Annotated in this window: 10 protein-coding genes; 6 read left to right on the top strand and 4 right to left on the bottom strand. The window is 47.3% G+C overall.

The features are described 5' to 3' along the window. Nucleotides 1-13 precede the first annotated feature (13 nt). Nucleotides 14-505, bottom strand: a complete 492-nt coding sequence (locus PV783_RS10280) for a DUF4240 domain-containing protein (RefSeq protein ID WP_079468830.1) — start codon at nucleotides 503-505, stop codon at nucleotides 14-16. Nucleotides 506-744: 239 nt separating this feature from the next. Here PV783_RS10280 and PV783_RS10275 point away from each other — a divergent pair, with 239 nt between their 5' ends. The 5 genes from PV783_RS10275 to PV783_RS10255 all read left to right on the top strand — a co-directional run bounded on the left by PV783_RS10275 (nucleotide 745) and on the right by PV783_RS10255 (nucleotide 8,938). After that, nucleotides 745-1,344: an RNA polymerase sigma factor gene (locus PV783_RS10275; RefSeq protein WP_159454231.1), complete on the top strand. Its 600-nt coding sequence runs from the start codon at nucleotides 745-747 to the stop codon at nucleotides 1,342-1,344. 93 nt (nucleotides 1,345-1,437) lie between these two features. Next, nucleotides 1,438-2,622: a FecR family protein gene (locus PV783_RS10270; RefSeq protein ID WP_420987910.1), complete on the top strand. Its 1,185-nt coding sequence runs from the start codon at nucleotides 1,438-1,440 to the stop codon at nucleotides 2,620-2,622. Nucleotides 2,623-2,871: 249 nt separating this feature from the next. Next, nucleotides 2,872-6,159 (top strand): SusC/RagA family TonB-linked outer membrane protein, encoded by a 3,288-nt coding sequence (locus PV783_RS10265; RefSeq protein WP_336386606.1) that lies wholly within the window; start codon nucleotides 2,872-2,874, stop codon nucleotides 6,157-6,159. A gap of 24 nt (nucleotides 6,160-6,183) precedes the next feature. Continuing rightward, a complete protein-coding gene (locus PV783_RS10260; protein WP_079468834.1) occupies nucleotides 6,184-7,821 on the top strand; it encodes a RagB/SusD family nutrient uptake outer membrane protein in 1,638 nt (545 codons plus the stop codon). Between the two features lie 163 nt (nucleotides 7,822-7,984). After that, complete coding sequence (locus PV783_RS10255) at nucleotides 7,985-8,938, top strand: endo-beta-N-acetylglucosaminidase H (RefSeq protein ID WP_420987909.1); 954 nt, start codon at nucleotides 7,985-7,987, stop codon at nucleotides 8,936-8,938. Between the two features lie 54 nt (nucleotides 8,939-8,992). On the opposite strand, the gene zwf is transcribed toward PV783_RS10255, so the two are convergent. Together zwf and PV783_RS10245 are read right to left on the bottom strand one after the other, a co-directional pair. Then, on the bottom strand, nucleotides 8,993-10,498 hold the full coding sequence (gene zwf / locus PV783_RS10250) for a glucose-6-phosphate dehydrogenase (RefSeq protein WP_420987908.1): 1,506 nt from the start codon (nucleotides 10,496-10,498) through the stop codon (nucleotides 8,993-8,995). Between the two features lie 78 nt (nucleotides 10,499-10,576). Further along, nucleotides 10,577-10,933 (bottom strand): hypothetical protein, encoded by a 357-nt coding sequence (locus PV783_RS10245; RefSeq protein WP_420987907.1) that lies wholly within the window; start codon nucleotides 10,931-10,933, stop codon nucleotides 10,577-10,579. 371 nt (nucleotides 10,934-11,304) lie between these two features. On the opposite strand from PV783_RS10245, the gene PV783_RS10240 reads away from it, so the two are divergent. Next, a complete protein-coding gene (locus PV783_RS10240; protein ID WP_420987906.1) occupies nucleotides 11,305-11,790 on the top strand; it encodes a molybdopterin-dependent oxidoreductase in 486 nt (161 codons plus the stop codon). Between the two features lie 5 nt (nucleotides 11,791-11,795). On the opposite strand, the gene PV783_RS10235 is transcribed toward PV783_RS10240, so the two are convergent. Then, the gene (locus PV783_RS10235; protein WP_079468841.1) at nucleotides 11,796-12,137 is read right to left on the bottom strand and encodes a winged helix-turn-helix domain-containing protein; all 342 of its coding nucleotides are present in this window, start codon (nucleotides 12,135-12,137) and stop codon (nucleotides 11,796-11,798) included. Between the last annotated feature and the right edge of the window lie 25 nt (nucleotides 12,138-12,162).

Genomic DNA, 12,162 nt, shown 5'->3' with positions numbered 1-12,162 from the left:
ATGTTGTTTTAAACTACGCTTTACCCCATCCATCGGTATTCGAGCAGGTTTCGATGCAATGCCTTGTATACCGCTCAAATTCTTCTCCAAATAATTCCTGGTACACCATATACCCGATAAATCCTACAATCTCAGCTTCTGCATCGCAGGTAGCCTTCGAAGGATTTTCGTCGATCATTTCATAGTACGCTTTCCCCATTCCTACAATAAAACATCTGCAATAGAGGAAACCGTCGTCTGATCCATCCGTATATGCCTGGATATCTTCCCGGTCGATCTGAAATAATTTCTCTTCCATGATATGATTAAATCCTGTCAGCTCCTCCTTATCAAGTTGCAGCAGGATATCCCGGATATTATTGGTGATAGCGCCATACACTTCACCGGTCAGGTCCTCGATCAATATAGCATCATTGGTTTTCAATGCCGTATTGCGCATATCCAGTAATGCCGGGGATGCAGCCCACGCTTCTTCAATAATCTGCCAGAATTTAAATTCATTCATAAGAGTAGAAATTAATGATCATTAAGAATTAACTGTAAGATATACATAGGAAACGCAGTGTAAATGCGTAGTAAAATCAGCGGTCAGTGTATCGGCATGCATTGAAAATACGCAATAATTTCCTTTCTTTTCAACCCGGCTGCGAAAACCTCCCTCTCACATAAATTATTTTATTATTAATTTCATGTCCACTAAATTTACCCCGTTATTGTTTTTGTGAGGGTACAAAACTTCCAGCTTTGCCAGACATTTCCTTGACTGATGAACATGATTTGCTGCAAAAAGTTGCCATGGGTGACGGGGACGCGTATACCATCCTGTTCAGACGCTACAGCGGGCAGGTATATGACGTGGCCATGCTTTACCTGAGAGACAGCAGCCTCGCCAGGGAAATTGTACAGGAAGTTTTTATGAAAGTATGGCTGAAAAAAGCCGATATGTCTCACATCAAACAATTCAAAGATTACCTGTTTATTCTTACCCGCAACCACATTTACGATGGCTTCAAAAAACAGGTAGTACGGCTGAAAGCCTATGATTTCCATCTCAAAAACCAGCCGGAAGCACAAAATGATACCGATCACCTGTTGCTGCAGCGGGAATACGATGCCATCCTGGACAAAGCCGTGTCCGGCCTGCCACCGGAGCGGAAAAAGGTGTACCTGGCCCGCAGACAGGGCTGGAGCAACGAGGAAATTTCCCAGCAGCTGAACATCTCGGTACATACTGTTAAGAAGCAAATGAGCCTCGCCATGCACGCTGTACGGGCGTTTGTAAAGTCCCGGCTGCAAAATGATATCGTCCCCTTCCTCCTGTTCCTGCTCATCTTCCGCAGGTAATATCTTCTCCCGAAAAAAAATTTTCACCCCGGATACTCCTTTTTTGCCGGTTGCTCGTCTTTACCCCATATCACCCTTCCAAAATCGCTGATAATGTCCATAACGGAAGTACAGTTACTGCTTGAAAAATATAAGAATGGCCGGATCAGCCAGGAAGAACTGCTGCGCCTGAAAGCGATGGTAGCCGGAAACGACTATGAGCCGGAAATCAAAGCAGATATCCTGTCGGCCCTGTACAACAGCGAAGCGTCGCAAAGCGGCCTCACTGCGGAAGTTGGTGAAGCCATTTTACAAAACATCCTGCAAACAACACCTCCCCGCGCTACCGGCCATACCCGCAGAATGATCTGGTATGCAGCCGCAGCAACCTTGCTGGGAGCCACTGTGCTAACAAGCGTCTTTTACCTGAACCGTGAACAACAGCCGGTTATAGTGGCCGCACAAAAAGCCAATCCCCTGGCGCCAGGCACCAATACCGCTGTACTGGTGCTGGCGGATGGCAAAACCATTTCGCTCGACAGCACCAACACCGGCGCACTGGCGAAACAAGGCAACAGCAGCATCGTAAATTCAGCGCAGGGCCTTGCCTATAAAGCAGAAGGCGCTGCCACAGAAGTAGTATATAATACCGTGGTAACGCCCCGTGGCGGGCAATACCAGCTTACCCTGGCAGACGGCAGCAAAGTATGGCTGAACGCCGCCAGCAGCATCCGCTTCCCTACTACATTCAGCGGGAAAGAACGACTGGTGGAGATTTCCGGAGAAGGTTATTTCCAGGTGGCTGCCAATGCGCAACAACCATTCCGGGTGAAAGTGAAAGACAATCCTGATATGGAAGTAAACGTGCTGGGCACCAGCTTCAATATTATGGCCTACACCGACGAAAAAACGATTACCACTACCCTGGAAGCCGGCGCTGTTCAACTGGTGCATGGCAACAACCGGAGCCTGCTGCAACCTGGTTACGGCGGCAGCCTGAATGCCGGTGATGCCGCATTCACCATCGAAAAAGCAGACCTGGAACAGGCACTGGCCTGGAAAGAAGGCAAATTCAGGTTCCGCAATACCAGCATACAAACCATCATGCGCCAGATAGCCAGGTGGTATAATATAGAGGTTACCTATGAGGGTGATCTGTCGGACGTGCGCTTAACAGGGATCATTTCCCGGCGGGAAAACGCAGCTTCTTTATTAAAGATCCTGTCAACAACAAAACGAGTTCACTTTGATATTAATGACAACCGGGTCGTGGTAACACCATATGACCCTGAGCAATAGGCGCTATTTGTCCACTTATGAATTGATCATTTTTAAATTTATTTAGGTTATGAAGACGTAAATAATTCCACTGCCGGTTGTAAAAAAACCGGAAGCACTGCAATGCTCCCGGCTATAGAAGGCAACCCAACTCCCTGAATCATTTAGAAAATTGAATTATTAAGCCAACAACACAAAAGTATGGAACTACTTGGTACCTGCAAAGTCCCCGGGAAAGGAGGACGTATGCAAAGAAAATTACTGTTGATTATGCGATTAACTGCAATACTGACACTGGTATTCACCCTTAATCTGAGCGCCAAAACATTCTCTCAGTCTGTTACCATCAAAGGGAAACGTCTTCCTCTCTATGATGTTTTCAACAGCATCAGCCGCCAGACAGGTTATGAATTTATTTATGATGAGAAGTTACTGGAGAAGGCGCCTCCGGTGAATCTCAATATGAACCAGGCATCTCTCACCGAAGTGTTGAATGCCTGTTTGAATAACAAACTGTTTAACTACAACATCGTAGATAAAACAATTGTGATCAGCCCGAAAGCCAAAGCAATGGCGCCTGCCGCCGCTGCCATAGCTGCGATTGACATACAGGGTAAAGTGACCGATACCAAAGGGCTGCCACTCGTAGGCGCATCTATCCAGATAAAAGGCACCACCAAAGGCACCGTAACAAATGCCCAGGGTGGCTTTACCTTAGCGGCCAACCCCGGAGATGTACTGATCATCAGCATCATAGGATATGAAAGCAAACAGGTAACCGTGGGCAATGATCCCAACATCCAGGTAACCCTGGCCGTACAGGACAGCCAGTTAGGCGCCGTAGTAGTAACGGCTCTTGGTATCAAAAGATCAGAGAAATCCATTACCTATTCTGCGCAGCAACTGGATGGACTGGAACTTACCAAAGCAAAAGATGCGAACCTCGTAAATACCCTGAACGGTAAAGTAGCAGGTTTAACTATTTCCTCCAGCGCTTCCGGCGTAGGCGGTTCCGCCAAAGTAATCCTGCGCGGTAGTAAATCAGGATTAGGTAGCAACCAGGCATTGTATGTAATTGACGGGGTACCGATGAACAATACCATCACCAACCAACCAGGTAGTATCTATGGTGGCAGCTCCTCTTATGATGGCGGCGACCCGATCTCCAACCTCAACCCGGAAGACATTGAAAGTATCTCCGTATTGAAAGGGGCATCAGCCGCAGCGCTTTATGGTAGCCAGGGCGCCAACGGTGTGATCATCGTTACTACAAAAAGTGGCAAGGTTGGTCGCGCTGTTATTAACATCTCATCCGGATTCAATATCAGCCAGGCTGCCTATAAGCCTAAGTTCCAGAATAACTATGGTCAGTCTACCGACCCTACTACCAAAAGCTGGGGCAGCAAGATCAGCGGGGCAACCGACAACGTATCCGACTTTCTTCAAACCGGGCAAAACTTCACGAATGCTATCAGCCTGGCCGGTGGTTCTGAAAAGGCACAAACTTATTTCTCTTATGCCAATACCTCCGCAAGAGGTTTAGAGGAAGGCAATAAACTCGGACGTCATAACCTGAGCTTTAAAGAAACCGGTCACTTTCTGAATGATAAGCTCACTGCCTCTGCAGATGTGAATTACATGACCCAGAAAATTGACAACACGCCTTTATCCGGCTTTTATTTCAACCCGCTCACCGGTTTATATCTCTTCCCCCGCGGAGTGGATATCAGCCCTTACAGGGACCACTACGAAATACCTGATCCTTCCCGGAATAATCTCATGGTGCAGAACTGGCCTTTTTCAGAAGATGTACAACAGAACCCGTGGTGGATCCTCAACCGCAATACCAATTCGCTTTCACGCAACAGGATACTTGCCAACGCCAGCCTGAAATATGACATTAACTCCTGGTTGAATGTACAGGGAAGGGGAAGTATTGACCGTATGAATGATGTGTATGAACAGAAGATATACGCCGGTACCCAAACCACGCTGGCATCTAAAAACGGTGGCTATAACTACACCAACAATACCACCACCCAACAATACGGAGACCTGATCGCTAACTTTAATATCCCTGCAAATGACTTTCATTTTACGGGTCTTGTTGGTGGTAGTATCCGTGATGTAAAAACAAACGGTATCTACTTTGCAGCAGGACAGGAAGGTTTATATCTCCCGAATATATTCACCATCCAGAATATGAAAACGATCAACGCTGCAAACTCCGGTAGTACACAGGAGAAACACAGCCAGTGGCAATCTGTTTTTGGTAGTGTGAATATTTCCTACAAAGATTGGGCATACATGGATCTGACAGCAAGAAATGACTGGGCCTCCAACCTGGCATTTACCAACCAGTTGTCCTATTTCTACCCATCAGTGGGATTGAATGTAATCCTGACACAGCTGCTGAAAATGCCAACTGCGATCACCTATGGTAAGATCCGTGGTTCCTATGCTATTGTAGGTAATTCTCCGTTGGCATACCAGAGTAATACACCTGATAACCTGATCAATACAGGCGGTACTGTAAAGGTGAACACGACTGCTCCATTCAGGGACCTGAAACCGGAAAAAACAAAATCGCTTGAATTAGGTACAGAATGGCGCTTTTTCGACAGCCGTTTGAGTGTGGATGTTACCTACTATAAAACCAATACCACTAACCAGACGATGGAAATTGCCGCACCTAATGCAACATTGTATAACACCTACTTCATTAATGCAGGCGATATCCAGAACCAGGGTGTAGAAGCGATGATACGGTACGATGTATTGCGCGACACTAAACTGAAGTGGAATACCGCTTTAAACTATGCAGTAAACGACAACAGGATCGTTTCCCTCTCGCCGTTTGTGGACCGTTTCAGCCTGACCGGCGACGGCACCGGCGCCAACTACGCTTCACAATTTAAAGTAGGCGGTTCATTTGGCGACATTTATGGCACTGTATTAAACCGCGATGCACAAGGACGTGTGATCATTACCAATGGCGCTCCTTCCCTCGCTGGTGGCCAGATGCAATACCTCGGTAACGCCAACACCAAGTGGCAGCTGGGCTGGAACAATAGTTTTGCATACAACAACTTCACCTTATCGTTCCTCATAGATGGTAAATTCGGCGGACAGGTAATGTCTGTAACCCAGGCCATGATGGACGGCTACGGCGTTTCAGCAACTTCCGGCCAGGCAAGGGATGCCGGCGGCGTAAAAGTAAACGGGGTAGATCAGAATGGTAACCCGGTTACTTCTGTGGATGCACAAACCTGGTATAATGTAGTAGGCGGCAGAACCGGTGCTTCCGGGGAATATATGTACAGCGCTACTACCGTAAGATTAAGAGAAGCATCGCTGGGCTACACCATTCCGTTGAAAAGCAACGCAGTGAAGGCGCTGAAGGTATCTGCCAACGGCCGTAACCTGTTCTACTTCTCCAAGAAAGCTCCGTTTGATCCTGAGCAAACCATGTCTACCTCCAACGGACTGAGTGGCGTGGATGTATTTATGTTACCTGCTTCCCGCAGCTATGGCGTTACTGTAAATGCCACTTTCTAATCATTTACCGCAAAACTGAAAACGATGAAACTGTATAATAAAATGAAGCGTTACAGATCTGGCTTACTGGTGGCTACTGCAGCCCTGGTAACCGGGATGAGTGCATGTACCAAAAATTTTGAACGTTATAATACTGATAATACCGGCGTAACAGATGGTCAGCTGGGACCTGATTTTAATTCACTGGGACTGTATCTGAAATCCGCACAGATGTCTATCCTTAACTTTTCCGGCGGTGGAGATCCCAACTCTTACCAGGTGCAACAGAACCTCAACGCGGACTGTTTTTCCGGTTACTTCATGACACCCAACCCCTTCAGCAGCTCCAATAATACCAATTATGGCCTGGTGCCGGGCTGGAATGGGGAAGCTTATAAAGTGGGTTATCTCAATGTAATGTCGCCGGTATTGAAACTAAGGGAAAGTGGCATAGATAAAAACTTTCCCGCCGTATGGGCGGTGGCGCAGATAATACAGGTTACTGCCATGAGCCGTGTAACGGATATTTACGGCCCCATTCCGTATAGCCGTGTAGGTGAGGGCTTGTCGTCTGTTCCCTACGACAGCCAGCAGGATGTATACAAACGATTTTTCGCACAGCTGGACACCGCAACAGGAAGCCTGCGCGCCCAGATTAGCAGCGGCACTCAACTGCCGTTTAATTTTTCCAATTTCGATGTTGTTTACAACGGCAATTTCCCACAGTGGCTGCGCTTTGCTAACTCCCTGCGGTTACGCCTGGCCATGCATATCGTAAAAGCTGATCCTGCCACCGCAAAACTGGAAGCAGAGAAAGCGTTGAACCCGGCTAATGGCGGCGTAATTACAGATAACGCCGATAACATGACCGTAAAAGTAACCGGCGACTTTACCAACCCGCTTGTTTTCATTGCGAAAAACTGGGCAGACATCCGCATCGGCGCTTCTTTGCAGTGCTACCTCACCGGTTATAAAGACCCTCGGGTTTCAAGGTATATGGACAAAGCCACCGATCCCGCCACCGGGCTTAAAGGCGTATACAAAGGCATCCGCATCGGCAGCCTCGTAGATAAACCGAAGTACCAGACCTACTCTTCCCTGAATACAGAAGACGGCGCCTCCCCTGCTTTCACCCTGAAAACACCGATGCAGGTAATGACCGCCGCAGAAGTGTATTTCCTCCGCGCAGAAGCAACTATAAGAGGCTGGAGCAATACAGGCGGCAGTGCACAACAACTGTATGAACAAGGCGTTACTACATCTATGGCGCAGTGGCAGGTAAGCGCTCCCGGTTACCTGGCAAATGATTCAAGCCATGCCGATGCTTACACAGATCCAAAAAATCCGGTTAATAATATAAACAGCCCGTCTACCATTACTATTAAATGGAATGAAGGCGATGTTGAAGCTAAGAAAATGGAACGCATCATGACCCAGAAATGGCTCGCCATGTTCCCCGAAGGACAGGAAGCATGGACGGAATTCCGCCGCACCGGCTATCCTAAATTGTTTCCGGTAGTGAACAACAACAGCGGTAATACTATCTCAACAGATGTACAGATCCGCAGACTACCATTCCCGCAAAATGAATATAATACCAATCCCGCTGCAGTGGCGGCTGCCGTGCAGCTGCTGAGCACACCGGCAGATAACGGGGGCACCCGTCTCTGGTGGGATAAATAAAGTAAAAAACACTTAAAGAGATGGCCGGTGAATGGCCGGTCATCTCTTCTATCAATATTTAAAGTTAACCTGAGCATAGTTTGTTATAAGAGCCACCAGACCGGAAAACCCGTAACCAAAATTTGAACCCAGATTTCCTGATCACTTAAACATTCATTCCAGTATGAAAAAACAGTTCCACCCTTTACGGCTATTGGCCGTAGGAATGGCGTGCGCCGCCCTCTTTTTCACCGCCTGTAAAAGAGAAAACACCGGCAGTATTTCACAAGACACCGGTAAAAGCGCTGCCAGCGCACATGTAGAAACCGTTACCAAAGCCGGAGGAATGTCCGTTTGCTATGTGGAAGTAAACAGCAACAGTTTACTGAATACCGGTAAATACACTTTAACCACCGGCGGGCAACAGCTGTTTGATATTGCCATCATTTTCGCGGCCAATATCAATTACAACACTACTACCCAGAAAGCCGTGCTGTACAACAATCCCAACGTATCCAACGTGTTGACCAACAAGGCCACGCAGATTGTCCCCCTGCAAAATAAAGGGATGAAAGTATTGCTGTCTATTCTCGGTAATCACCAGGGAGCAGGCTTCTGTAACTTCACCAGCAGAACCGCTGCAAAAGCCTTTGCACAGCAACTCAGCGATACCGTTACTTACTACGGTCTGGATGGAATTGATTTTGATGATGAGTATGCCGACTACGGCAACAACGGCACCACGCAGCCAAACGACAGCTCCTTTGTAATGCTGGTAGACGAATTGCGCAAGCTGATGCCCACAAAAATTATTTCATTCTACTACTATGGCCCGGCAGCTTCCAGGTTATCGTGGGGTGGAAAAAAAGTGGGCGACTTTGTTAACTACAGCTGGAATGCTATTTATGGCTCGTACTCCGTACCCAATGTGGCCGGCCTTACAAAGGCCCAGTTAGGCCCGGCGGCCGTAGATATCCAGAGTACCAGCCAGAGCACCGCCAATTCGCTGGCCACACAAACGAAGAACAATGGTTATGGTATTTATCTCTGGTATAACCTCACCAGCACCGATAAACATGTGTACTTCTCCGGTGTATCCAGTATTCTTTACGGCAGTAATGTTACCTATACACCTTAATAAAAGAAGGGAGCGGGTATAAAAACCCGCTCCCTTCTTTTTATGCAATACTATTTATTTTATACTGTCTTCCCTTGCTGATAAACGGAACCAATCCTTCGCGTAAGGCTTTAACAGGGCGGTAGCCGCTGTAGGCCCCCAGGTGCCGGCCTTATACAGATGCAGTTCTTTTGCCGGATATTTTTTCCAGGTATCCAGGATGGGCATCACTACTTTCCAGGCAGCTTCCACCTGGTCCGCACGCATGAACAAGGTAGGGTTACCATCCAGCACATCCAGCAACAAAGCTTCGTATGCTTCCGGAATTGTTTCTGTATAAGATTCCTGGTAAGTGAAATCCATTTCCACCGGTTTCAGTTTCATTTTCAAACCAGGCACTTTACTTTCAAACAATAAACTTATTTCCAGTTCTGGCTGAATACTGATGATCAGCCTGTTTGGCGTGATATCATCTTTAAAAATTTTATGGGGAGAATCTTTAAACTGCACCACAATTACAGACGATTGCACCGGCATCGATTTGCCTGTGCGTAAAAAGAAAGGCACGCCTTTCCACCGGTCGTTGTCAATAAACAACCTGGCGGCTACAAAGGTTTCTGTATTGGAGGCAGACAGCACATGTTCTTCCTTACGATAGGGCAAACGTGGCACGCCGTGTACATTGCCGGCTGTATACTGGCCACGGATCACGTTTTTCAGCACCTGCGCCGGTGTATATGGCCGGATGTCTTTCAGTACTTTTACTTTTGCATCGCGGATCAGTTCCGACTGGTAAAACTCCGGTGAATCCATCGCAACAATACACAACAGCTGCAGCAGGTGATTCTGCACCATATCGCGCAGGGCGCCGCTACCTTCGTAGTAGCCGCCACGTTTCCCTACGCCTACTTCTTCCGCCACGCTGATCTGAATGTGATCGATATATTTTTTATTCCACAGTGGTTCAAACACATAGTTGGCAAAGCGGAAGGCCATGATGTTCTGCACCGCTTCCTTACCCAGGTAGTGATCGATGCGATAGATCTGTTTTTCCGCAAAACGTTTTGTGAGGAACCTGTTGAGTTTTTTGGCGGTATCGAGGTCGGTGCCGAAAGGCTTTTCCACAACGATGCGGTCCAGGCCATCACGGTTACAAATGGTGTGTTTGTATAAGCCTTCGGCAATGATTTCGATAAAGCGCGGCGCTACTGCAAAGTAAAAGATGCGGGAACCGTTCTGTTTCTGCTTTTTGCCGAATGCATCCAGTTTCTCTTTCAGGCCGGTATAAGTTTCCGTTTTCAGGAAATCACCCTGGAGATAGAAGATATTCTTAGCAAATCCTTCCCATTCTTTTTCATCTGCTTTCCCGTTGCGGCTAAACTCATTAATCCCTGCCAGCAGGTCGAGTTTAAAGGCAGTTTCGTCTTCCGGCAGGAAATCCACGCAGTAGATGACGAATACGGGCGGAAGATGTTTATCGGTGTACAGATTATAAAGCGCAGGTATCAGTTTTCTTTTAGTCAGATCCCCTTTGGCGCCGAAGATGGTGATGGCGGCGGGGAGTGTTTTTCCAGTTTTCATCTAAGCATCGGTTTATTCCCCTGTAATTTAAGCATCATTCCTGTAATCTTCTCATCCATTTTTGCATCCTCATGGATACTATCGCGTGCGGGCCAGTACGGCGGAGCAAACAGCCAGGATACACGTCATCGGCGTAAAGATCAGCTGCTCCCATTTATTGGTGGAGATGAGATTGCCGAGGGTGTTTACAAAAAATAAAAGACACATCAGCCACAGCGCCAGGCTCAACACCTTACTATTGGCCGGTAGCTTCAAGATCTTCCTTTTCCCCAGCACCACCAGCAGGAAAAATACATTCACCAGTACCGAGATGGCTTCTAACCGGTACATTTCCATGGGCGATTTCAACCGGCCCCCCCATACAATGGAATAAGGTAAAACTTTTGCAATGATCAGCAGGTGAAAAAGGATCAGCAGGGAGAAAATAGTGATCATACTTATCCCCGCTATTTTTGGCATACGGATACTCATAAAGCGATTAACTTGTAGTTAAAGGTAATAATAGCAGCGCTAAATGGGTGGGAAAGAATTTACGTTGATTTTCTATGGTTTTAATATTAATATTGTACCTTATTCAACCATACACCCAAACAACCACATTATTTTCCGCTTTCCTTTCCGGCTCCGTGTCATCGCCTTTTGCAGCATCCGGGTAAGCATTTATCACCGTTATTCAAAAAAATGAACAACGCATTGTCTATGCCAAAAAAGTTACTCGCCGCCCTGCTGATGGGTATTACCACACCACTCGCTGCACAGATAAAATCACCAATCCTGCATTCTCCAATCCTTTTAATTAAATAATCATGCTATACAAACTCACAGCCTGTTTACTCATTACCATTTTCGCAGCCACGGCTGCCTTTGCGCAAACTATTTCCGTAGAAGGTGAAGTAACCCACCCGTTAAAGCTGGGTGCTGCCGATATCAGCAAAATGAAAAGAACTGAAGTCACCGCGGCTGACCGCGATGGGAAACCGCATCGTTACTCCGGCGTACCGGTAACAACTATTTTGCAACAAGCAGGCGTTACGCTGGGCGCTCAACTGAAGGGGGAAAATATGTCGAAATACCTGCTCGTGAAATCGGGCGATGGATATGAGGTGTTGTTTTCCCTCGCGGAGCTGGATAGTGCTTTCACGGATCGTGTAATCATCTTGGCCGACCAGGTAGACGGGCAGCCGCTGCCCGATGGCAAAGGGCCTTTCAGGATAGTGGTTCCGGGCGAAAAGAAACCGGCACGTTGGATCTGGGAGGTAACGACCATGACCGTACGATTTGCCAAAGACTAAACATCTTACTTACGCTTCTGTAAACCGGCAGTTCTGGTAGCGAGGAATTGCCGGAAGGCGGTATTTAATTCATGAAATAACTTTATGGCCTGTTCTCCTTCCGGTGTAAGCAAGGCGCCACCGCCATTTTTCCCGCCTCTTTCAAATATCACCAAGGGCTTGCCGGTCCGCTTATTCATCTGGTCCACAAAATCCCATGCCTGCCGGTAGGAAATCTTCATTTCCGTAGCCGCCTTTCTCAAAGACCCAAGCTCACTGATCTTCTGCAACAGCTCAATTCTCCCGTAACCGAGAAAAGGGCCTTCCTCGGTTTCAATCCATATACGTCCGTTTGCCATCAGTTTCATGTGGTAAAGATATCCGGCCCGTTTT

Source organism: Chitinophaga sp. CC14 (assembly GCF_048957795.1).
Classification (GTDB): domain Bacteria; phylum Bacteroidota; class Bacteroidia; order Chitinophagales; family Chitinophagaceae; genus Chitinophaga; species Chitinophaga ginsengisegetis.
Note: the sequence above shows the minus strand (reverse complement) of the source record. Positions and strands in the feature narration are given on the sequence as shown.